The sequence below is a fragment of the Salinisphaera sp. Q1T1-3 genome (assembly GCF_003602005.1).
In the GTDB taxonomy this organism is placed as follows: Bacteria; Pseudomonadota; Gammaproteobacteria; order Nevskiales; family Salinisphaeraceae; genus Salinisphaera.
Genome location: NZ_QZWD01000008.1, coordinates 124,978 through 147,881 on the forward strand (window position 1 = coordinate 124,978; position 22,904 = coordinate 147,881).

Here is a 22,904-nt window from a genome sequence, read left to right on the forward strand (position 1 = left end):
GCGGGCATGGAGGATGCAATCACCAAGCCTGTGTCGGTGCTGCTGTTCGTCAAGGCGCCGGTACCGGGCCGATGCAAGACTCGCCTGGCGCGTCACGTCGGCAACGTCCATGCCGCGCGTTGTCATCGCGCGATGACGGAACATGTGGTCCGACATCTCGCCGGCCTGCCCGACGTCCGATTGACGCTGATGTGCGCACCGGACACCCGACATGCGTTCTTTCGACGACTCGCGCGGCGTTATCGCTGCCGGCTCGAACGCCAGCATCGCGGCACGCTGGGTCAGCGCATGCATCACGCGCTGCGACAGGCAATCCGGCGTCAGGAACCGGCGCTTGTCATGGGCAGCGACCAGCCGGATCTGGCCGACCTGCCGCTCGCCGGGGTTCGCCAGGCACTCGATGCCGATCGCGCGGTACTGGCACCGACGCACGACGGCGGTTACTGGTTCATCGCGTTGCCGCAGACCCAGGCACGCCTGTTCTGGGGCATCAGCTGGAGCACACCGCGAGTCGCACGCCAGACCCGGACCGGATTTCGGCGCCTGCGCATGAGCTGGACCGAGTCGACCCCGCGCCGCGATGTCGATACGCACGCCGATTGGCGTGCGCTACCCCGTCGGACAAGGCTTGCGCTCGGCCGAGCTGTGGTGATGCCGGGCCGAGCCGCCGCCAGGGGCGCTGCGCCCGACGACGAACCACGCTGATCGGCGCTCCGCTGTCGGCGTCGTGGTTCAGCCGGCCGCCACGCTGTCCCGCCCCTCGCGACGACGCTTGGTCTCGACCGGGCAATCGTCGAGCGCCTCGGTCAGAAAGCCGTATGCGTCATCGACGTTCTCGGCCTCGTAGAACAGATCCAGATCGCTGCTGCTGATGAGACCGTGCTCCTCGAAAACCGAGAAATCGATCAGCCGGTCCCAGAACGCGCGACCATAGAGTACCACCGGTATCCGAGGCTGCTTGCCGGTCTGAATGAGGGTGAGCATCTCGAACAGCTCGTCCATCGTGCCGAAGCCGCCCGGGAAGATGATCAACGCCTTGGCGATGTTCATGAACCAGAACTTGCGCATGAAGAAGTAGTGGAAGTTGAAGTTCAACCGCTCATGCACCCAGGCGTTGGTGCCCTGCTCGTGTGGCAGCTCGATATTCAGCCCCATCGACAGCTCGGGATTCACGTCCGCCGCCCCACGGTTGGCCGCTTCCATGATGCCGGGCCCCCCGCCGGTGCAGACATAGTACTGCTCGCCTTCGGCATGGCTGTCCATGGTCCAGCGCACCATACGTGCCGCCAGCTCGCGTGCCTGACCGTAATAATCCACGGCATCGGCCACTTTCGGCCCCTGCGGCGAGTGCAGTCGTGCCGATCCCCAGAAGATCAGGCCGTTGTGTACATTCAGATTCATCAGCCGCGTGCGCGGCTCGATGTATTCCGACAGGATTCGCAGCGGACGGGCCTCGTCGCTGGTCATGAACTCCGCGTCGGTGTAAGCGTTCGACATGGCCTTCCTCGGCGATTCGGTCACAGGGACAAACGAAAGCCGGGCAGTGTAGCAGCGCCATCGAGGGCGATCGCACGGCATGTTTCAAACAATGGTTGAAATGTTTGTCTTTGCCTCTATAAAGAGAGATGAATCACGAAGGCCCCGGCAATCCGCCGAACGCACGCGAAAGGAATCAACGATATGCGAATGGATAAACTCACGAGCAAGCTTCAGCAGGCACTGGCGGATGCCCAGAGCCTGGCCGTGGGGCGCGACCACAACGAAATCCAGCCGGCCCACCTGCTGGCGGCCCTGCTCGATGCCGAAGGCGGCACCGTACGCCCGGTGCTCGACGGAGCCGGACTGGCCGTTCGCGACATCCGTAATCAGGTATTCAAGGCGCTGGACGACCTGCCGAAAGTCGGCAACCCGACCGGCGACGTCATGCCCGGCCAGGCGCTGGTCCGGGTTCTGAATCTGGCCGACAAGCTCGCTCAGAAACGTAGCGATTCGTATATCGCCAGCGAGCTCGTGCTGCTCGCGATGCTCGAGGACAAGTCCGAGGTCGGCAAGATCCTGAAGAACGCCGGGGCGACGCGCGACAAGATCACGGCCCAGATCGATGCCATCCGCGGCGGCGACAACGTCGACGATGCCAACGCCGAGGAACAGCGCGGCGCGCTCGACAAGTACACCACTGATCTCACCGAACGCGCCGAACAGGGCAAGCTCGACCCGGTCATCGGCCGCGATGAAGAGATCCGCCGCGTGATTCAGGTGCTCTCACGCCGGACCAAGAACAACCCCACGCTGGTCGGCGACCCGGGCGTGGGCAAGACCGCGATCGTGGAAGGTCTGGCCCAGCGCATCGTCAACAGCGAGGTGCCGGAGTCGCTGCGCGACAAGCGCGTGCTCGTACTCGATCTCGCCGCAATGATCGCCGGCGCGAAGTATCGCGGCGAGTTCGAGGATCGCCTCAAGGGCGTATTGTCCGACCTGTCCAAGCAGGAAGGCCGCATCATCCTGTTCATCGATGAGATCCATACGCTGGTCGGGGCCGGCAAGACCGAGGGCTCGATGGACGCCGGCAACATGCTCAAGCCGGCGCTCGCCCGAGGCGAGCTGCATTGCATTGGCGCCACCACGCTCAACGAGTATCGCGAGAACATCGAAAAGGATGCGGCACTGGAGCGCCGCTTCCAGAAGGTGATCGTCGACGAGCCGGATCTGGAAGACACGATCGCGATCCTGCGCGGCCTGAAGGACCGATACCAGGTCCATCACGGCGTAGACATCACCGACGGTGCCATCATCGCCGCGGCCAAGCTGTCGCAGCGCTACATCACCGATCGCAAGCTGCCTGACAAGGCGATCGATCTGATCGACGAGGCGGCCTCGAAGATCCGGATCGAGATCGACTCCAAGCCGGAGGAGATGGATCGCATCGATCGACGCCGGATTCAGCTCAAGATCGAGAAACAGGCCCTGTCCAAGGAATCCGACGAAGGCTCCAAGGCACGCCTGGTTCGGCTGGAGGAGGAAATAGCGGCCGCTGATCGCGAATACTCGGATCTGGAAGAAATCTGGAAGGCCGAGAAAGCCAGCGTCGAGGGCGCTGCCCACAAGCGCGAGGAACTGGAATCCGCCCGACGTGAACTGGAAGCCGCCCAGCGGGCGGCCGACTACGAGCGCATGGCCGAGATCCAGTACAGCAAGATCCCGACCCTGGAGCGCGAGCTGACCGAAGCCCAGGAAGCCGAGGCCACCCCGGCCGATCACAAGCTGCTGCGTGACAACGTCACCGATGAAGAAGTCGCCGAGATCGTCTCGCGCTGGACGGGTATCCCGGTCAATCGCATGCTCGAGGCCGAGCGCGACAAGCTGTTGCGCATGGAGGATTCACTGCACGAGCGCGTGATCGGCCAGAACGAAGCGGTCTCGGCGGTTTCGGATGCGATCCGACGTTCTCGGTCCGGGCTGTCCGATCCGGACCGGCCGATCGGTTCGTTCCTGTTCCTTGGCCCGACCGGCGTCGGCAAGACCGAGCTGTGCAAATCGATCGCGAATTTCCTGTTCGACACGGAAAACGCGATGGTGCGCATCGATATGTCCGAGTTCATGGAAAAACATTCCGTCGCCCGGCTCATCGGCGCCCCACCCGGTTACGTCGGCTACGAACAGGGCGGTTATCTGACCGAAGCCGTGCGTCGTAAACCGTATTCCGTGATCCTGCTGGATGAGGTCGAAAAAGCGCATCACGACGTCTTCAACATCCTGTTGCAGGTTCTCGACGACGGGCGCCTCACGGACGGCCAGGGCCGGACAGTGGATTTCCGCAACACCGTCATCGTGATGACCTCAAACCTGGGCAGTCAGCTGATCCAAGAGCTCAACGACACGGGCTACGAGACGATGAAGGAATCGGTGATGGAAGTGGTCGGCCAGCACTTCCGGCCGGAGTTCATCAACCGGATCGACGAATCGGTGGTCTTCCACCCGCTCGATCAGGCCGAGATTCGCCAGATTGCACGTATCCAGATGCACGAGCTTGAAGCCCGGCTGACCGAACGCGATCTGACGCTTTCGGTCACCGATGCGGCGCTCGACCGGTTGGCCGAGGCCGGCTTCGACCCGGTCTACGGGGCACGCCCGCTCAAGCGCTCGATCCAGACCCTGATCGAGAACCCGCTGGCCAAGCGGATACTGGCCGGCGACTTCGTGGCCGGGGATATCGTCACCGCCGATGTGGCCGACTCGGCACAGCGCGAAATGGTCTTCACAACAGCGGCCTGAAGCACACGGCCATCACCGATGGAAAAGCCCGCGACCCATATCGCGGGCTTTTTTGCGCCTGAGCCGTAGCGTCAGACGCTCGGTATCAATTCAAATAACGCCCGGCGTCGAAATCCGCGTCGTCGTTTGTCTCCGAACGCGCCCCCGGAAAGCGGCCGAGCGCCATCAACGGTGTGCGGTGCCCGGTCGCATCGATCCAGAGACGATCCGACGAATACAACGCTTCGTTATAGGCAATCTCGTTCAGCAGACGATAACGGGCCGCTGTCTTCTCGGCACCGTCTTTGTCGGCGGGCTCGGCAAATGACGACGGCTGGTACCGATTGTGAATGCGGGCGACCGTCTCGATCGCTTCTCTTTCCCTGGCGACGTCCGAGCGGCCATAGGCGGCCAGCGCGTACAACATCGCCGGCAGCGCCATGCCCTGTGACTCGCCGAGCGCGGCGGACGCTCGCAATTGTGCCCAGGGATCAGCGTCATCGGGCGCGTTGCCCGGCACGGACAGCCAGACCACCGCCTCCAACGCTTTCGGTATGCCCCACCACTGTTGATTATCCAGACAACGGGAGGCGCGGACCGGCCTTGGCCGCGATGTTCTGCGGCACGCCAACGCTGGAATTGGCCTGAATATCGTTCAACAGCCCCTGCACGCCGACGAGCAGCCCGGTCAGATAGACCAAGGCGTCCTGATCGGTGCCGATCTCATCGCGTACGGTCGAGCATTGCGCGCCGCCGATCTCGCCGAAGGCCTGTACGGTATCGCGATAGACCTGGTAACGCCGCAACGCCGTGATGCGCTCCCAGCGCTGGGCCGATATGCGATTGTCCCGGGCGACGTCCGTCTGCCCGTTGTACAGATTGCGCTGCACCAGCAGGTGGTATTTTTGGGCTCGGGCCTCGGAACAGAACGACGCCGTCGTGTTGGTCACGATCAGCAGCCGCGCCGGGCGGTCGATGACGCGAGAGAAACTGCCGACAAGCCGGGACAGCCCCATGCCGGTCCCACAGGCGGACTGGTCCAGATCGTCGCTTGCCAGCGCGTACGGCACGACCTCGTCCAGCGCATAATGGTTCAACGTGTGGCCGACCGGCTTGTAGGCCAGACCACAGCCGGACATCAGCCCGGCCGCGACCGAAACGAAGACGAGTTGTCGGGCTCGCCTGATGCTGTTCTGCATTATCGTTTCCTCCTCGGGATCACCGCCGCCGGCGGCATGAAGGACCGATCACGGCGGCGCATGTCGCGCCAGGAGAGACAGCGCAGAGACACGCGTTGGCATGTCCGGTCAGAACCGATGCGTCACGGCCGAGCCCCCTTCCCGGCGCCCGTCGACACGAATGAAACCGCCGCCCCGCGGGCCGTTTCGTGCCGGACCGGACACATCGAACAGGCTATCGATGTGTGACATGTGCGAGCTACAACGCCGAATCTCAGGATATTGACCTGCGTCCCGATGCGCGTGCGCGTAGCGCCCGAAAATCCACCCGGCGGCCTCTCCCTTCGAGACAGGCGGACTCGCACGAAACCTCAACAGGCCCTAGAACCGCACGCCCATGGAAAGCTGATAGAGCACGGCACGGAAATGGTTCGTGCTGCTGATAGTGCCGACATTCACCGGACCGAGCGTATCCGAGAGATTCGGCGCATCGACGACGACGTCGTTGAGCTTGGACTTGACCTCGGCGCAACCGATGTACTGGGCCTCGGCGCCGACAAAGAAGGTTTCGGTGATGTTGATATCCACGCCCAGCTTGCCGGTGCAGGCCCAGGGCTTGGAGACATACAGCGTCGGCTCGTTGACCGAGTTCAGCAGCTTGTTGCTGATGTCGGTGTCGTAGGTGTAGAGATACATCGCGCCCACGCCGATATAAGGCTGCACCCGCGTCTCGACGAACGGCCGATAGACGAAACTGATGTTCGGCGGCAGCGTCTTGAGCGTGCCGATATTGCGGCCCGTCGTCGGTACGCCCGTGGGAATCGTGTTGCCGGGGCCGTTACCCGACAGCGCATCGCCGGCAATCGATTGCGTCGCCGCCAGGCCCGATACCTGGAAGTCCAGTTTGATCGGCGCCGACAGGGTCACTTCTGTGGCCAGATGATGATTCGTCCGCGGGATATACAAACCGAGCGTACCGGAGGGCAACATCTTGTCACCGACCGAAGAACCGGAGTCGGCGATCTTGGACTCGCCCGGGCCGAAGGCCTGGGCTGCCAGTCCCTTGGCATTGTCGATCTGGAGCTTGGTGCTGTCGCCGTAGTAATCGAAATAGCCGGCACCGAAGCGGAAATACAGATTGTCCGACACGTAATGCAGCGCATTGCCGAAGATCGAGTCGCCGCCCTGATTCGCATCGAGGTCCTGCATCTCGCCCTGGGCCGATGCGCTCGTCGTGGATAAAAGCCCGCCCAGCACTACCAGCCCGGCAGCCAGCCCGCGCCGATTGATGCGCGCGAATCCTTGTCTGCAGCTTGCCATCTCGATCTCCCTTGATCAGCGATATTGTTCTTGCTTGATGCGTCGCCAGCGCCAGACCGCTGCGACGTGCTTCCCCAACCGTTCACCAACGATCATCGCAGCAATTGGAAAATTTTCCTTGTTAGCTCGCGACAGGTCTAATTTATATGAAAGAGAAGGCGTTAGAAGCGCACTCGACTAAAGATTAAGGCAGCGACCTGCGCACTCCCGAGTTGCCCACGCCGTCATCGGCCGTCTCCTCGTGCACGACTTGATTATCGGCGAGGCAACACAACACTCAATGAGTGTACGTTGAAGTTTGAATCCAGTAATCGGAACATGCTTTGGCGTCAGCGCTTTGTGATGGCCGTGAGACCGGCGCGGTCACCCCGAACGCTGACCGGCAGGACGCTGCTTTCCAAGCGGCGCTCCATCACGCCCACCCCACGGGTGCGCCCTGTTTCGAGCTGAATCATCACCGGCCGAACATGGAAATGACTATGCATCACGTCACTGCCAACGGCGCCAATATCGCGGCACTCGGTTTCGGCACGTTCGAGCTCGAGCCCGCCGATGCCGAGGCGATGGTCGAGCACGCCATTCGGGCAGGCTATCGCCACATCGATACGGCCCAGATGTACAACAACGAAGAAGCTGTCGGCCGCGGCATCCGCAACGCCGGCGTCGACCGCGGCGATATCTTTCTGACCACCAAGGTCTGGACAGACCAGTTTGCCGACGGCGATCTCCAGGCTTCGGTACGCGACAGTCTCGAGCGACTCGGCACCGATTATCTGGATCTGGTGCTGCTCCACTGGCCGAACCCGGATATCTCTCTCAAGGAGACCATGGCCGCACTGAACGCCGTGCAGGAAGAAGGCCTGGTCCGCCATATCGGCATCAGCAATTTCACGGCGGAACTGATTCACGAGGCCGCGTCGCTGTCGCGCGTGCCCCTGGCCACGAACCAGGTCGAATACCACCCCTATCTCGACCAGCGACCGGTGCTCGACGCACTGGCCGAACACGGCATTTCGCTGACGGCCTATTGCCCGCTCGCCCGCGGCGCCGTCTTCAAGGACCCCACGCTGGAGCGGATCGGCAAGCGCTACGGCAAAAATGCCGGTCAGATCGGGCTGCGCTGGCTGGTTCAGCAGGACAATGTAATCGCCGTGCCGCGGTCATCGAAACCGGCCCATGTCAGCTCGAATCTCGACATCTTCGACTTTTCACTGACCGAGGAGGAGATGGCCGAAATATCGAAGCTGCACTCCGACGACGGCCGCATGATCAATCCATCGTTCGCCCCGGCCTGGGATACGGCTGCGTAGGGCCGTTAACACATCCCGCGTGCGCCGCGCCGGCGATCATTTTTTACAAGAGCAAGGCATCGGGCGCTTACGGCCGTCATTCTGCCGTAGCGAACGACTACAACGGATTGCGGAAAATGACCGCCGTCCCGTCGGGTTGCGGCCAAAAACCGGCCAGGCAAGGCGGCAGGGCTTGACCTTGGTCATGCCAAGGTCAAGCCGTGCAACGCCGCATGGCCTGTTTTTGGGCGGCAACGCGGTCACGTGCGAAGTGTTCACAGGCCCTAGGCAACAGCATCGCGATGACGTGATGCCCGAGCAATACGGCGCTCGGGCATCAGCCACGGCTCGAGCCGAGGCAGCGGCTCGACCGTCGTGCACCGAGCCCGGGCATGACGCCGGGCCGGCTTTCCTTGCGCCTTGGCGCGATGCGATCAGCGCACGCGCTCGATCACGGTGGCGATCCCCTGGCCCATGCCGATGCACATGGTTGCCAACCCGAGTGTGGCGTCCTTGTCTTCCAGAATATGCGCCAAGGCCCCGGTAATGCGCGCGCCGGACGTCCCGAGCGGATGGCCGAGCGCGATCGCCCCACCCCGCACGTTGACGATGTCCTGACGCTCGGCGATACCGAGTTCCGTCAGCACGGCCAGGCTCTGTGCCGCGAACGCTTCGTTGAGCTCGATGTAGTCGATGTCCGAGAGCGCCACACCGGCGCGCTCAAGGGCCTTGTGCGTCGCCGGCACCGGACCGCGCCCCATGACCGAGGGGTCACAGCCGGCCACCGCCATGCCGCGTATCCGGGCCATGGGCTCCAGCCCCAGCGCCTTTGCCTTGTCGGCCGACATCACGAGCACCGCCGCGGCACCGTCGGAAATGGCCGAGGCATTACCGGCTGTCACGCTGCCACCCTTCGGGTTGAAGGCCGGCCGCAACGAACCGAGTGCTTCCATGCTGGCATCGGCCCGTACGACTTCGTCGGCGGCACACATGCGCGCGAAACCGTGCTCATCGACACCGGCCACCGGCACGATCTCGGCGGCGAACTCACCTTCGGTGTTGGCCCGATACGCGCGCTGATGGCTTTGCAGGGCGAACGCGTCCTGGCTGTGTCGATCAATCCCGTGGATCGTGGCCAGCATCTCGGCGGTCAGCCCCATCATTGCTGCCGGCCTGGCGACCTGGCGTGACAACGCCGGGGCGATATCGATGTTGTAGTCCATCGGCACGTGGCCCATGTGTTCGACGCCGCCACAGATGTAGACGCCGTCGATGCCGGCAGCGATCGCGCCGACAGCCGAGTGGATCGACTGCATGGAAGAACCGCAGAGCCGGTTGACGGTCTGGCCGGCCACCGCATGCGGCAGGCCGGCCAACAGGGCAGCATTGCGACCGATGTTGAGCCCCTGCTCCTTGGTCTGCTGGACACATCCCCAGATCACGTCCTCGATCTCGTTGGGATCAAGCGGGTTGCGGGCGACCAGCGCTTTCATCAGAGCCGCGGACAGGGCCTCGGCACGCGTATCGCGAAACATGCCGCCCTTCGAGCGACCCATGGCGGTTCTCACGGCATCGACGATCACGATGTCTTTCATGACTTGTCTCCGAAAAGGAAGTGCAGATCACGCGGGCGCAGGGTTGCGCTCACGACATCTGGAAATAGGTCTCACCGCGGGCCGCCATCTCGCGCATCCGCTCGGTCGGCTCATAGAGCTTGCCCAATCGCGCATAGCGATCGGCCTTGTCGCAGACCGTCTGCAGCCCCTGGGCATCGGCATACTTGAACGCGCCGCCACGGAACGGCGGGAAACCGAGGCCCATGATCAGGCCCATGTCGACCTCATTCGGCGTTTCGGCAATGCCCTCTTCGTAGGCCCGCGCAGCTTCGATGATCATCGGAATCATCATCCGATCGATGATCTCGTCGGCCTCGAAATCCTGCTTGTCGCGCTGAACCTGCTTGATCAGTTCGTAGGCCTTGGGATCCTCCGACTTCTTCGGACGACCTTTCTTGTCCTTCTCATAAGCGTAGTAGCCGGCACCGGTCTTCTGACCCAGCCGATTGTTCTCGACCATCACATCCAGGGACGACTTCTCGTCCTGCTTCATCCGATCCGGATAGCCTGCGGCCAACACGTCCTCGACGTGCTGGGACGTGTCCATGCCGACCACGTCCGACAGATAGGCCGGGCCCATCGGCCAGCCGAACTTCTCCATGACCTTGTCGATATGCGCGAAGTCGGCCCCGTCGGCGATCAGCTGCTGGAACCCGAAGAAATACGGGAACAGGATCCGATTCACGAGGAAGCCCGGGCAATCGTTGACCACGATCGGCGTCTTGCCGAGCTTGTGGGCAAAGGCCACGATCGTGGCCACGGCCTCGTCGGACGAGGCCTTGCCCCGGATGACTTCGACCAGCGGCATCCGATGCACCGGATTGAAGAAGTGCATGCCGAGGAAGTTCTCGGGACGGGACAGGCCCGTGGCGAGCTCGTCGATCGAGATGCTTGAGGTATTCGAGGCCAGAATCGTGGATTCGGAGACCGCGCCTTCGGTCTCGGCCAGAACGCTTTTCTTGATCTTCGGATTCTCGACCACGGCCTCGATCACGGCATCGACGTCACCGAAATCGGCGTACGACAGCGTCGGGCGAATCCGCGACATGCCGGTCGCCATGCCCTGCGTATCGAGCTTGCCGCGCTCCACGCCCTTGGCGAAGTGCTTGGCGGCTTCTTCCAGCCCCTGATCGATCGCGTCCTCCTTGATGTCCTTCATCAGGGTCGGCACGCCCTTGTAAGCCGACTGATAGGCAATACCACCCCCCATGATGCCGGCCCCCAGCACGGCCGCCTGATCGATCTCGTGTGCGATCTTGCCGGCCTGCTTGCCTTTCTTCTTGATCAACTGGTCGTTGAGGAAAAGCTGGATGAGGGCAGCGGCCTGCGGCGTCTTGGCAACCTTGATGAAGCCCTGTGTTTCCACCTTGAGCGCTTCGTCGCGCGACAGATGGGCCGCCTGCGCCATGCCATCGATGGCCGCGATGGGCGCCGGATAGTGGCCCTTGGTCGTACCGAGCACATAACCCTTCGCGGTCTCGAAGGTCATCGCTGCCTCGGTGCGGTTGAGCTTGAGCGGCCCCGTCTTGTCCGCGCGTCGGCCCGCCCAGTCGAACTCGCCGGCGATGGCGCGCGCCAGAAGATCACGGGCGGCCGCTTCGAGCCGGTCGTCGGCGACAACCGCATCGACCATGCCCACGGCAAGCGCCTTGCCGGCGTCACGGTTCTTGCCGTCGGCGATCCATTCGATGGCGTTGTCCGCACCGATCAGGCGCGGTGTACGCACGGTACCGCCGAACCCCGGATAAATACCGAGTTTCGTTTCCGGAAAGCCGATCTGGGCCTTCTCACCCATCACCCGATAATCCGTGGACAGACACATTTCCAGCCCGCCACCGAGCGCCATGCCGTTGATCGCAGTGACGCTGGGCATCGCCAGGTCCTCGATAGCATTGAATACCGCATGGCTGTCGGCCATGCCGCGCGCGAATTCGTCGTCGGGCAGCTTGAAGCGGGCGCCGAACTCCATGATGTCCGCGCCGACGATGAACGCGGGCTTGGCCGACGTCACCAGCAGTCCCTGCACACCCTCGGACGCCACCAGAGCCGCAGCCGCCTCGCCCAGTTCGGCGACCGTGGCCTCATCGAACTTGTTGACCGAGGACTCGGCAGCATCGAAACACAGCACTGCGATGTCGCCATCGACAGTGACCGTGAGCTTTTTGCCTTCGTACAGCATTGTTGACTCACTCCCAACGATTGAAGCGGCGTTCACGATCCGTGCACGCCGAATGGCCCGGAACAAAGCTGGTCAATACGGTAGCGTATTGTCAATAGGCAGACAACGCGCTTCGCATGACGCTGAAGACAGCCTCGATCCCGCCACAGTCTTCATACGACACCCGACGGCTTGTTTTTGACAGGCCGGGGGCGGCATGATTATCTAGCGCCATTATCCGATGGTGGTGGAATCACTCGCATGGCCCGCTCCAAGCATCACAATCCGATCACGCAGATTCGTGGCGATATCGACAGCCTTCGGCGCAGCTACACGCAGGCGCTGGCCGGCGCGAACAAGGCCATCTACGACGGAATGGAACAGCTGGCCGAGCACGAGTTGAATGCGATCCGAACGCATTACAGCCAGGCCATGTCGACGCTCCAGTCGATCAAGAAAGGCGGCTCGCCGAGCGATATGGCACTGGCCCAGCTCCAGTTCCTTCAGGAAACCATCGACCGCGTTCTTTCCAACGCGCGTCAGAGCCTGGCGATTCTCGACGGCACGCGCCGTGAGGTGACAAGCCAGTTCCGCGACGGCATGTCGGATGTGCCGGACACGGCAGAGGACGCCGGCAAGGCGGCCCAACAGGCCGCCGAGCGGGCCGCCGACAAGGCGCGCGCGCAGGCAAGCCGTTATGTCGACCAGACTGGTGCGGCGGCCGAATCAGCGGCACATCAGGCACGAGATCGGGCACAGGATGCGGTTGATTCCCCGGCCGAGGCAGTGCCCGGCGCCGCTGGCTCGGACAGTGAACGCGCGAGCCAGAGCACCGGCGAATCGGCCAGCACCGGCGCCGGTGGTTCCAGTACATCCCGTAAACGGACGAAATCGTCTTCGGCCAAGGCATCCGGCTCGAAATCTTCAACGACCCAATCCGGCTCGACCAAGCGCAGCACGAGCAAGGCAAGCAGCGCCAAGTCGTCGGCCCGATCCGGGGCGTCGAAATCGTCCCAGAGCAAGTCGGGTACGACGAAATCCAAGACAGCGAAGTCCAGTGCGTCCAAGTCGGGGGCCTCGAAGTCCACATCTGGCCAGTCGAGCGCGTCAAAGTCCGGTAGCACGAGCCAGTCGCGAACGACGAAGACGAGCGCGGGCAAGACCGCCGGCAGCAACGCTTCCGGCAAGACCCAGACCAAGCGCGGCAGTACGTCCAAGACGAGCGGCAGCAAGAAATCGACGGCCAGCAAGAGCGGCACGAAACGCAAGACGGCTAGCAGCCGCAAGTCCTCGGCCAGCAAGTCCGCGTCGTCGACGAAGTCGTCGACTGGCGCTTCCTCGTCGGGTACGAGTGACAACAGTAATCAAAACAACAACAGCAGCGGCTCGAGCAACGGGACTGGCAACAGCTGACCGGACCGACAAGGCTGCATGTGGGCCGCTCTCGACGAGCGGCCTTTTTATTGGATACGCTATCCCGTGCGGGCGGCGGCAAGCGACACGCGATGCTCGATCTCGAATACAGCTCTCATCTGCTCCGCCTGCTCGCCGAGCCAACCCGGCTTCGCCTGTTGTTGCTGCTCGGCCACGAGTCGTTGACGGTCGCCGAGCTGACATCGGTGACGCAGCTCACACAGAGTCGTATCTCCACGCACCTGGCCCGCCTGCGTGAAGCCGGCCTCGTGCTCGATGAAGGCGTGGCCGGCAGCAATCGCTATCGCGTCGATGCCAAACGCTGGCCGCACGATCTGCTGCCGCTATGGAATCTGTTGTCCGAACGCGTCGACGATGCCCAGATCGCCCAGGACCGCGAGCGGGCCGCCGAGATCGTGCGTCGACGCAGCCTGCGGGGCAGCTGGGCCGAATCCGTGGCCGGGCGCATGGAGCGTCAATACTCCCCGGGCCGCACCTGGGAAGCCGTCAGCCGCAGCATCATCGAATGCGTGGAGTTCGGCAACGTGCTCGATATCGGCTCGGGCGACGGCCTCCTGGCCGAGCTGCTCTGTGCGCGATGCCAGCGATTCACGTGTCTCGATCTCAGCCCCGCGGTCATCGAGGCGGCACGGCAGCGTCTGGCTCCCTATCCCAACGTGGATTTCAAAGTGGGCGACATGCATGCGCTTCCCTTCGCCGAAGCCGCCTTCGATCAGGTATTCATGCTGCACGGCTTGAGTTACAGTGCCGATCCGGCACAGGCTCTGGCCGAGGCCGGGCGCGTGCTCCGGCCGGGAGGACGCGTTGTGGTCGCCACGATCGCCCGTCACGAGCATGCCGCGACCGTGGCCGCCTATGACCATGTCAACCTCGGCTTCACCCCGGACGAAATCGCCGATTGGCTGGCAGGCGCCGGGCTCGTGATTCGCGACTGCGACGAGCGTGCCCGAGAACGACACCCGCCCTATTTCCGCCTGATCACTGCCAGCGCCGACAAGCGATGAGCCATACGCTGAAACGCCGCACCAAGCTTCGCATCATCGCCGGGTCGGTCTGGGCGGTCCTGTTCGGCGCGCTCGTGTGCTGGGTGCTTGCCCAGGGCCTGTCGGTGCGCGAGATCATGGCGCTGATCTATCACTACGTGGTCGACAACCCCATCGCGCCGCTGGTCTATATCATCATCTATGCCCTGCGCCCGCTGACGTTCTTTCCCGCGATGTGGCTGACCATCGCCGGCGGCAGCCTGTTCGGTTTCGTCCCGGGACTGATCTTCGGCCTGCTCGGCGAGAACGCATCGGCCCAGACCGCCTATCTGCTCGCCCGTTTCTTCCGCACCGACATGGACGGCGACGGCGAGTCCGATCGCAATCCCAAGATCGCCGCGTTTCGACGCCTGCTCACCGAACAGGCCTTTCCGACCGTGCTCGTGCTGCGCGCCTCGTTTCTGCCCTTCGACCTCGTCAACTATGCCTGTGGGCTGCTCCGCGTGCCCTGGCCGTCCTACACCGCGGGCAGCGTGATCGGCATGCTACCGCCGATGATCACGTTCGTCTCCTTCGGCGCGACGGTCAACCTGCCGAAACTGCTCAAGCAGCAGAGTTTCTCGCCCGAACAGCTCATCGACGGCAAACAGCTCGCCATTTCCGGCGGGTTGCTGGTCGCCAGCGCGATCATCGCCTACTTCGCGCACCGGCGTCGCAAGCGGCTGGCCGCCGGCAGCGCTCCGGATACAAATTGACCCCGTGATCGCGCTTTTGTAACGTCGGGAGTCGTTGCTTAGCCGAGGGTTGTCGTGCGTCATCTTGTCGCGCTGATGTCGGGACTCGTCCTGTTGTGGCTCATTCTGTCCGGGCATTACACCCCACTCGTGCTGGCTCTCGGCGGTCTGTCCTGCGTGCTCGTGGCCTGGCTCTGCGCGCGCCTGGGGCTCGTCAGCCGCGAAGCCGTGCCGATCGCGCTGCTACCACGACTACCGTTGTACACCGTCTGGCTGCTGTTCCAGATCGCGCGCGCCAACATGAGCGTGACGTGGCGCCTGCTCGCGCCGCGCCGCTTCATCAAGCCGGGGCTCGTCGAGGTCGGACTCGGCCAGCGTAGCGATCTGGGTCGTGCCATCTTCGCCAATTCGGTTACGCTGACCCCGGGGACCGTGACTATCGGACTCGAGAACGGCCGCGCGATGATCCATTCGCTGACGCCGCTGGCCGACGACGATGTCACCGAGGGCGTGATGAACCGACGCGTCCGCTGGCTGGAAAGCAGGCACGCGAGGGCTGAACCATGATGTTGATCGCCGGCATTCTCGGCGTGGCCGTGACCATGCTGCTCATCCTCGTGCGCGTGTTGGCCGGACCGACCACCTACGACCGCATCCTGGGCATCAACCTGTTCGGGACCAAGACCGTGCTGCTGATCGCGCTGGTGGCCTTCATCACGGATCGCACGGATTATCTGGATCTTGCCCTGACCTACGCCTTGATCAATTTCATCGGTACGATCGCTGTACTCAAGTTCATGCAGTACGGCGACCTCGGCTGGGCGGGCGACGTCGAGGACGACACCGATGTCTAGCCTCGATCTGCTCGATATCGTGGCCTGGCACGAGCTCGGACATCTGGCGAGCTGGTTTCTGATCGCAGCCGGCGCCGTGCTGAGCGTGGTCAGTGGCATCGGCATGCTGCGCCTGCCGGATCTCTATACCCGCATCCACGCCGCGTCGGTGGCCGATACCGGCGGCATGATCCTCATCCTGGCGGGCCTGATGATTCAGGCCGGGCTCGGCCTTGTGACCGCCAAGCTCGTGCTGATCGTTATCTTCCTGCTGATCACCAGCCCCACGGCCACGCATGCGCTTGCCCGGGCCGCGCGCCAGGACGGTGTCACCCCCGAATCGAACGCCCAGCGCACGAAGACGACGCGATGACCGTATCCCTGTTGCTCAATTTCGGCCTGCTGGTCTTTCTTGTCGCCGTTGCTCTGGCACTGGCGCACTGGCGTCATCTGTTTCCCGTCGCGATGCTGACCGGCCTCTACAGCCTGCTGTCGGCGAGCCTGTTCACGGTATTGAACGCGCCGGACGTCGCGTTGACCGAAGCCGCGGTCGGCGCCGGCATCACGACCGTTCTGTTTCTGGCGACCTTCGGCCTGACGCGGGCCCGGGAGAAACCGGTCAAGAGCTCGCGTCGTCTCATCGGGCTCGCGCTGACGGCGGTTACTGGTGCCATTCTGGTCTATGCCAGTCTGGACATGCCGCGCTTCGGGGCGCCGGACACCCCGGTTCAGACCCATCCGCTGCGCGATAAGTATCTGGTCGCTTCACAGGACGAGATCCATATTCCGAACACGGTGACGGCCGTGCTCGGCAGCTATCGCGGCTACGATACGCTGGGTGAAGTCGCGGTCGTGTTCACCGCCGGCATGGGCGTGCTGATGCTGCTCGGACGTGGCCGACGCGGCCGCAAGCAGAATCCGGAGTAGTCGATGCGAGAACATACCGTGCTGCGTATCGTCACGCAGCTTGTCGTCGCGCCGATTCTGATCTTCGCCTTGTATGTGCAGTTTCACGGGGAATACAGCCCGGGCGGCGGTTTCCAGGCCGGCGTGATCTTCGCCAGCGCCATCGTGCTCTACGGCCTGATCTTCGGCGTCGAAGCCGCGCGCCGGGCCATCCCGCCGACCGCGCTGCGCATCGGTGCTGCCCTGGGCCTGCTCGTGTTCGGCGGCACGGGGGTGGCCACGATGCTGCTGGGCGGCAATTTTCTCGAGTACGACGTGCTGCTACCCAAGCCCGAGAAGGGCCAGCACTATGGTCTGATCATCATCGAGCTGGGCGTGGGCATCACGGTCGCCTCCGTGATGATCGCGATCTTCTACGTGTTCGCCGGGCGCGGCCGTCATCGTGATGAGGACGAGCCGGCATGATGGATTTCTTCAACGACACGGTCGCCGGGCTGTTCAACTACTGGATCGTGTTCGGGCTGATGATGATCGGCTTCTACACCGTGATCGCGCACGACAACCTGGTGAAGAAACTCATTGGGCTCAATGTCTTTCAGACCTCGGTGTTCATCCTCTATATCAGCATGGGCGATATCCGCGGTGCCACGGCGCCGATTCTGATTGACGGTCAGGCGATCTATGCCCATCCACTGCCGCAGGTCCTGATCCTGACCGCCATCGTGGTCGGTGTGTCCACCACCGCGCTCGGTCTGGCGCTGATCGTTCGTATTCACGAGGCCTACGGCGCGATCGAGGAAGACGACGTGCTGGCAGCCGACTTCGCGACGCAGGATGCCGAGGACGCGACCGAGCAGGCCCGCAGCGCCCAGGCGCGTGCCACTGAACCCCATGCCCCGGCCGATGCCGACGACGGCGCCGAACGCGAGGAGTCCCGGCCGTCATGATCACGCATTTCTTCAACCAGATGCCGGCGCTCGTGGTGGTCGTGCCCATGCTGGCTGCCCCGCTGGTCGTGCTGGCCCATCGGCAGTGGGCGGCCTGGCTGATCTTCGTCGGCGCCTGCTGGGCGATCTTCGGCATGGCCTTTCTGTTGTTCGTCGAAGCCAAGATCGCGGGCCAGGTCAGCTATGCGGTCGGCGGCTGGGCGCCGCCGTTCGGGATTCAGCTGGTCATCGACCCGTTCAACGCGCTGGTCCTGCTGCTCGTGACCGGCGTGGCCGCGCTCACCTCGCTCTATGCGCGAGCGAGCATCGCGGCTGAAATCGTCGCCGAACGCGGTTATCTGGTCTATGCCCTGCTGTTACTGTGCATCGCCGGCCTGGTGGGCATCACGATCACCGGAGATGCCTTCAATCTGTTCGTCTTTCTCGAGATTTCGTCGCTTTCGTCCTATGCGCTGATCGCGATGGGCCCGAAACGACGGGCACTGCTCTCGGCGTTTCAGTATCTGATCATGGGCACGGTCGGCGGCACGTTCCTGCTGATCGGCATCGGACTGGTCTTCATGATGACCGGTACCCTCAATATGGCCGATCTGGCGTCGCGGCTGCCGCCGGTCGCCGATACCCACACGGTTCAGGCAGCCCTGGCCTTTATCGTCGTGGGCCTGAGCTTGAAGGCCGCGCTCTTTCCGCTGCACGTCTGGCTGCCAAACGCCTATACCTATGCGCCGTCGGTCGTTTCCGCCTTCATTTCGGCAACGGCGACCAAGGTGGCAGTCTATGCCGTGTTCCGTTTCGTGTTCACGGTCTTCGGCGTCGACTACGCCTTCGGCACGCTGCCGCTGGGCGAGGTGCTGCTGGTGCTGTCGGCGATCGCCATGATCGCGGCATCCCTGGCTGCTATCTTCCAGACCGATGTGAAACGCCTGCTGGCCTGGTCCAGCATCGCGCAGATGGGTTATATCGTGGCCGGCTTCGCACTGGCCACGCCGGACGGCATCTCTGCCGGTCTGGTGCACCTGCTCAATCACGGGCTGATCAAGGGCGCCCTGTTCATGGCTGTCGGCGCGCTGTTCTGGCGGCTGCGCGGCTCCTCGATCAACGACCTAGCCGGCATGGGGCGCGCCATGCCGGTGACTTCGGCCGCCTTCGTCGTGGGCGGTCTGAGCCTGATCGGGGTGCCGGCGACAGCCGGCTTCATCAGCAAATGGGTCCTGTTGTCGGCCCTGTTCGAAGCACATCGCTATCTGCTCGTCGCCATGCTGCTGCTGGCCTCGCTGTTGTCGATCATCTATGTGGGCCGCGTGATCGAGGCCCTGTATTTTCGCGCGCGCCCGGATGACGTGACCGAGCACGCCCACGGTGAGGCACCGCTCGGCATGCAGTTGGCAACCTGGGCGCTGATCGCAGCCAACATCGCGATCGGGCTGCACGCGACACCGGAACTCGGGGCCGCGCAGCGCGCCGCTGCCGGCCTGATGGGAGGTGGCACATGAGCGGTTGGTGGCTGGTCGCGCTGGTGGCCTGGCCGGCGCTGATGGCGGCGCCGATCGTAGCCTGTGGGCGCTGGCCCAACCTGCGCGAGACGCTGAGCGTGATCACCGGCCTGGTCCTGCTGGCCGGCGTCATTCTCCAGATCGGGCCCCTCGTCGACGGCGGGCGCCCGGATATCCTGTTGTTCTCGATCCTGCCCGGGCTCGATCTGCATTTCGCGCTCGAGCCACTCGGCCTGATCTTCGCCCTGGTCGCCGCCGGGCTCTGGCCGTTGACCACGATCTATGCAGCCGGCTACATGCGCGGCAACCGCGAGCCGGACCAGACCCGTTTCTTCGTGTGCTTCGCGCTGGCGATCTCGGCGGCCATCGGCATGGCCATGGCGGGCAATCTCGTCACGCTGTTCGTCTTCTACGAGATGATGACGCTGGTGACCTATCCGCTGGTCACCCATCACGGCGATGCCGAGTCGCGCGAAGGCGGGCGCACCTATATCGGCCTTTTGATGACGACATCGATCGGCTTCTTCCTGCCGGCCATCGTCATCACCTGGCTGATCTCGGGCACTACCGATTTCACCGCCGGTGGCATTCTGGCCGGTACCGGCATCGGCAGCGTCGGCGCCATGGGCCTGTATGCCCTGTTCATCTACGGCATCGGCAAAGCCGCGGTGATGCCGGTCCATCGCTGGCTGCCGGCGGCCATGGTCGCCCCCACTCCAGTCTCGGCGCTGCTGCATGCCGTGGCCGTGGTCAAGGCCGGCGTGTTCGCTGTCCTCAAGATCACGGTCTATGTCTTCGGGCTGGATTTCGCCTATCAGACCAGTGCGACTGCGCCTTTCCTCTGGCTGGCCTCGTTCACGATCATCGCGGCTTCCGCGGTCGCGATCTATTGCGACAACCTCAAGAAACGGCTGGCCTATTCCACGATCGGCCAGCTGTCCTACATCGTGCTCGGCAGCGCGATGGCCTCGAAGCTGGGGGCGGTCTCGGGCAGCCTGCATATCGTCACGCATGCCTTCGGCAAGATCACGCTGTTCTTCTGTGCCGGCGCGATCTATACCGCCTGTCATCGCAAGTACGTCTCCGAACTCAACGGACTCGGGCGTGCCATGCCGCTCACCTTCACGGCATTCACCATCGCCGCGCTGTCGTTGATCGGGCTGCCGCCGATGGCCGGCGCCTGGAGCAAGTGGTATCTGATGTCCGGCTCGGCCGGCGTCGAGGAATATGCGCTGCTGGGCGTGCTCGCGCTTTCCTCGCTGCTCAATATCGTCTACCTGCTCGATATTCCGGCGCGGGCTTTCTTCCTGCCCGGTGATGCCGAGACGCCGAAGGGCATCGCCGAAGCACCGGCGGCCTGCGTGATTCCGTTGTGCATCACGGCCGCCGGATGCATCGCGTTGTTCTTCCTCGCGCATCCGATCATCGATTTCGTCGGCACCGCCCTGGGAGGCCCGGCATGAGTCGTCCCCCCGTCAATACACCGCGGCTGCTGTCCGAGCGCGCCGCCCGGATCCCCGCCGCGGCCCTGCTCGCGGTGTGTCTGATGCTGGTGGGCGCGGAATTCGCCTACGAAAAACATCCGTATTTCGGCTTCGACGGTTTCTTCGGCTTCTATGCGCTCGTCGGGTTCGCCACCGTGATCGTCGCCGTGCTGCTTGCTCGTCTCTTGCGCCCGATGATCGGGCGGCACGAAAACCACTACGGCGAGGCCGATCCGGGGATCGCCGAGCTCGACTCCGAGGGACCGACCGATGAGTGATTGGCTCGGTCAGGCGATCGCGAGCCCCGCACTGGCGCTCTTCTTTGCGGCACTCCTGGTGGCCGTGACACCACGCCTGCTGCACGGGCTGTGGCTGGTCGGTGTGCCCGCAGCGGCCCTGGCACTGCTGTTCGCCCTGCCCGAGGGTATGCACGGTACGGTCTCCATGTTCGGCCACGAACTGAGCACCCTGCGCGTGGACGGCCTGTCGCGACTCTGGGGCGCGATCTTTCTGCTCTCGGCTGCCTTGACCGGGTTGTACGGTCTCAACGTCAAGGACCGGCTCCAGCACGTCGCGAGTCTGCTCTACGCCGGCAGCGCAGTCGGCGCGGTTCTGGCCGGCGATCTGGTCACGCTGTTCCTGTTCTGGGAAGGCACGGCGATCTCGTCGGTGTTTCTGATCTGGGCACGGCGTACCGTGCGGGCGCATATCGTCGGCGTGCGATACCTGATCATCCAGGTGATTTCGGGCCTGCTGCTGATGGTGGGCACAATCATCCACCAGCGCGCCACGGGCTCGATCGCCTTCAACACGCTCGGACTGGATTCGGCCGGCGGCTGGCTGATCTTCCTGTCATTCGGCATCAAGGCCGGGTTTCCGCTGCTGCACAACTGGATTCAGGACGCCTACCCGGAAGCCACGGTCTACGGCACGGTGGTCCTGTCCATCTTTACCACCAAGCTGGCGATCTATGCGCTGGCGCGCGGTTTCGCTGGCACCGATCTGCTGATTCCGATCGGCGCCGTGATGACGATCTTTCCGCTCATCTTCGCGCTCATCGAGAACGATCTGCGACGGGTACTGGCCTACTGTCTGAACAACCAGCTGGGCTTCATGGTCGTGGCGATCGGTATCGGCACACCGCTCGCCCTGAACGGCGCGGCCGCCCACGCGGTGGCACACATTCTCTACAAGGGACTACTGTTCATGACCATGGGCGCGGTGCTCTACCGCGTGGGCACGGTCAAGGCCAGTCAGCTCGGCGGGCTGTACCGAAGCATGCCTGCCACGACCGTGTTCTGCATCGTTGGCGCCATGGCCAGTTCCGCCGTGCCACTGTTTTCGGCATTCGTCAGCAAATCCATGATTCAGGGCGCGCTGGGCTACGAACACATGGCTGTCGTGTGGGTGGTGTTGCTGGTCGCCGCCGGCCTCGGTGCGATCGTACCCGGCATCAAGGTGCCGTTCTTCGCGTTCTTCCATCGGGACCGCGGCTATCGCGTCAAGGAAGCCCCGTTCAATATGCAGCTGGCGATGGGCGCGACCGCGCTGCTCTGTATCGCGGTTGGCGTCTTTCCCGGCGCGCTCTATGCACTGCTGCCCTACGAGGCCACCTACAACGCCTATACGCTGTCGCACGTGATCAACCAGCTGCAGCTGCTGGCGTTCGCCGCGCTTGCCTTCGTACTGCTCTATGCCGCCCGGTTGTTCCCGGCCAACGTCCGTGGGCTCAATCTCGATACGGACTGGGCCTATCGACGCGCCCTGCCTGCGCTGGTGGAGCGCTTCCGCCAGAGCTCCGTCTCGTTGCGTGCCCGGGTCATGCATGTCTTCAGCCGCAACGGATCGCGGGCCGCGGACTGGCTGGCCAGTGCTTTCGGTCTGGGGGGCGCGATGGCCCGAACATGGACGACCGGCGTGATGCTCCTGTGGGTGATCGTGCTGCTCGCGCTCTATCTGGTCATCTACTACTAGGGCCTGTTGAGGTTTCGTGCGAGCGCCTTTTCGTCGAGAGACCACAGCGTGTCCGGCAAGGCGCGAGTTGCCGATCGTGGCGTGCCACGACCAAGGCTCGCAACGCCGCCGGGCGGGATTTGTGGCCCAACCCTTCGGGACAGGTGCTGTTGTGCGGCAATCCCGCGCTCGAGCGCGCCGGTGCCGCGTCATGCGTGCGACGCGTCTCGTCGCCCATAACCTATTGCCGACAGCACTTGGCGCGGACTCGCCCGACACACCAACAGGCTCTGGAACACGGGGCGATTGTCGAGATTCGACAGCG

At 63.6% G+C, this 22,904-nt stretch carries 22 protein-coding genes; 16 read left to right on the forward strand and 6 right to left on the reverse strand.

All coding sequences use genetic code 11. The features are described from left to right. Positions 1–6 precede the first annotated feature (6 nt). Entirely contained in the window at positions 7–705 is a 699-nt protein-coding gene (locus tag D3260_RS09425; protein ID WP_120098348.1) for a TIGR04282 family arsenosugar biosynthesis glycosyltransferase, read from the forward strand. A gap of 27 nt (positions 706–732) precedes the next feature. Here the strand turns inward: D3260_RS09425 and D3260_RS09430 are convergent, their stop codons facing one another. After that, positions 733–1,497 carry an LOG family protein gene (locus D3260_RS09430; protein WP_120098349.1) on the reverse strand — a complete coding sequence of 255 codons (765 nt, stop codon included), beginning with the start codon at positions 1,495–1,497 and terminating at the stop codon, positions 733–735. 189 nt (positions 1,498–1,686) lie between these two features. On the opposite strand from D3260_RS09430, the gene clpB reads away from it, so the two are divergent. Continuing rightward, positions 1,687–4,272, forward strand: a complete 2,586-nt coding sequence (clpB, locus tag D3260_RS09435) for an ATP-dependent chaperone ClpB (protein WP_120098350.1) — start codon at positions 1,687–1,689, stop codon at positions 4,270–4,272. Positions 4,273–4,357: 85 nt separating this feature from the next. Here the strand turns inward: clpB and D3260_RS09440 are convergent, their stop codons facing one another. The 3 genes from D3260_RS09440 to D3260_RS09450 form a co-directional block, all read right to left on the reverse strand. Continuing rightward, a complete protein-coding gene (locus D3260_RS09440) occupies positions 4,358–4,786 on the reverse strand; it encodes a hypothetical protein (RefSeq protein WP_147418155.1) in 429 nt (142 codons plus the stop codon). Between the two features lie 37 nt (positions 4,787–4,823). After that, the gene (locus D3260_RS09445; protein ID WP_120098352.1) at positions 4,824–5,450 is read right to left on the reverse strand and encodes a hypothetical protein; all 627 of its coding nucleotides are present in this window, start codon (positions 5,448–5,450) and stop codon (positions 4,824–4,826) included. 360 nt (positions 5,451–5,810) lie between these two features. Further along, on the reverse strand, positions 5,811–6,749 hold the full coding sequence (locus D3260_RS09450; RefSeq protein ID WP_120098353.1) for an OmpW family protein: 939 nt from the start codon (positions 6,747–6,749) through the stop codon (positions 5,811–5,813). A gap of 479 nt (positions 6,750–7,228) precedes the next feature. On the opposite strand from D3260_RS09450, the gene D3260_RS09455 reads away from it, so the two are divergent. Then, a complete protein-coding gene (locus D3260_RS09455) occupies positions 7,229–8,059 on the forward strand; it encodes an aldo/keto reductase (RefSeq protein WP_120098354.1) in 831 nt (276 codons plus the stop codon). Positions 8,060–8,472: 413 nt separating this feature from the next. On the opposite strand, the gene fadA is transcribed toward D3260_RS09455, so the two are convergent. Together fadA and fadB are read right to left on the reverse strand one after the other, a co-directional pair. Further along, positions 8,473–9,633: an acetyl-CoA C-acyltransferase FadA gene (gene fadA, locus D3260_RS09460; RefSeq protein WP_120098355.1), complete on the reverse strand. Its 1,161-nt coding sequence runs from the start codon at positions 9,631–9,633 to the stop codon at positions 8,473–8,475. A 49-nt stretch (positions 9,634–9,682) separates the two neighbouring features. Next, complete coding sequence (gene fadB / locus D3260_RS09465; protein WP_120098356.1) at positions 9,683–11,833, reverse strand: fatty acid oxidation complex subunit alpha FadB; 2,151 nt, start codon at positions 11,831–11,833, stop codon at positions 9,683–9,685. Between the two features lie 240 nt (positions 11,834–12,073). On the opposite strand from fadB, the gene D3260_RS09470 reads away from it, so the two are divergent. Genes D3260_RS09470 through D3260_RS09530 form a run of 13 tightly spaced genes read left to right on the forward strand, consistent with a single transcriptional unit; the run spans position 12,074 to position 22,600 of the window. Next, entirely contained in the window at positions 12,074–13,225 is a 1,152-nt protein-coding gene (locus D3260_RS09470) for a phasin family protein (RefSeq protein WP_120098357.1), read from the forward strand. Between the two features lie 50 nt (positions 13,226–13,275). Beyond that, a complete protein-coding gene (locus tag D3260_RS09475; RefSeq protein WP_233544021.1) occupies positions 13,276–14,250 on the forward strand; it encodes a metalloregulator ArsR/SmtB family transcription factor in 975 nt (324 codons plus the stop codon). Continuing rightward, positions 14,247–14,984, forward strand: coding sequence for a TVP38/TMEM64 family protein (locus tag D3260_RS09480; RefSeq protein ID WP_120098358.1), 738 nt, complete (start codon positions 14,247–14,249; stop codon positions 14,982–14,984). The genes D3260_RS09475 and D3260_RS09480 overlap by 4 nt, the downstream gene beginning before the upstream one ends. Before the next feature lie 54 nt (positions 14,985–15,038). Continuing rightward, positions 15,039–15,530, forward strand: a complete 492-nt coding sequence (locus tag D3260_RS09485) for a Na+/H+ antiporter subunit E (protein ID WP_120098359.1) — start codon at positions 15,039–15,041, stop codon at positions 15,528–15,530. Continuing rightward, positions 15,527–15,817, forward strand: a complete 291-nt coding sequence (locus D3260_RS09490) for a monovalent cation/H+ antiporter complex subunit F (protein ID WP_199671439.1) — start codon at positions 15,527–15,529, stop codon at positions 15,815–15,817. The genes D3260_RS09485 and D3260_RS09490 overlap by 4 nt, the downstream gene beginning before the upstream one ends. Continuing rightward, the gene (gene mnhG, locus D3260_RS09495) at positions 15,810–16,169 is read left to right on the forward strand and encodes a monovalent cation/H(+) antiporter subunit G (RefSeq protein WP_120098361.1); all 360 of its coding nucleotides are present in this window, start codon (positions 15,810–15,812) and stop codon (positions 16,167–16,169) included. Before D3260_RS09490 ends, mnhG begins: the two co-directional genes overlap by 8 nt. Further along, positions 16,166–16,723, forward strand: coding sequence for a DUF4040 domain-containing protein (locus D3260_RS09500; RefSeq protein ID WP_120098362.1), 558 nt, complete (start codon positions 16,166–16,168; stop codon positions 16,721–16,723). Before mnhG ends, D3260_RS09500 begins: the two co-directional genes overlap by 4 nt. Before the next feature lie 3 nt (positions 16,724–16,726). Beyond that, complete coding sequence (locus D3260_RS09505; RefSeq protein ID WP_120098363.1) at positions 16,727–17,167, forward strand: Na(+)/H(+) antiporter subunit B; 441 nt, start codon at positions 16,727–16,729, stop codon at positions 17,165–17,167. Then, entirely contained in the window at positions 17,164–17,649 is a 486-nt protein-coding gene (locus D3260_RS09510) for a cation:proton antiporter subunit C (RefSeq protein WP_120098364.1), read from the forward strand. Before D3260_RS09505 ends, D3260_RS09510 begins: the two co-directional genes overlap by 4 nt. Continuing rightward, positions 17,646–19,142 carry a monovalent cation/H+ antiporter subunit D family protein gene (locus D3260_RS09515; protein ID WP_120098365.1) on the forward strand — a complete coding sequence of 499 codons (1,497 nt, stop codon included), beginning with the start codon at positions 17,646–17,648 and terminating at the stop codon, positions 19,140–19,142. The genes D3260_RS09510 and D3260_RS09515 overlap by 4 nt, the downstream gene beginning before the upstream one ends. Continuing rightward, positions 19,139–20,605, forward strand: coding sequence for a monovalent cation/H+ antiporter subunit D family protein (locus tag D3260_RS09520; RefSeq protein ID WP_120098366.1), 1,467 nt, complete (start codon positions 19,139–19,141; stop codon positions 20,603–20,605). The genes D3260_RS09515 and D3260_RS09520 overlap by 4 nt, the downstream gene beginning before the upstream one ends. Next, positions 20,602–20,904, forward strand: a complete 303-nt coding sequence (locus D3260_RS09525; protein ID WP_120098367.1) for a hypothetical protein — start codon at positions 20,602–20,604, stop codon at positions 20,902–20,904. The genes D3260_RS09520 and D3260_RS09525 overlap by 4 nt, the downstream gene beginning before the upstream one ends. Next, positions 20,897–22,600: a Na(+)/H(+) antiporter subunit D gene (locus D3260_RS09530; protein ID WP_120098368.1), complete on the forward strand. Its 1,704-nt coding sequence runs from the start codon at positions 20,897–20,899 to the stop codon at positions 22,598–22,600. The genes D3260_RS09525 and D3260_RS09530 overlap by 8 nt, the downstream gene beginning before the upstream one ends. Positions 22,601–22,904 lie beyond the last annotated feature (304 nt).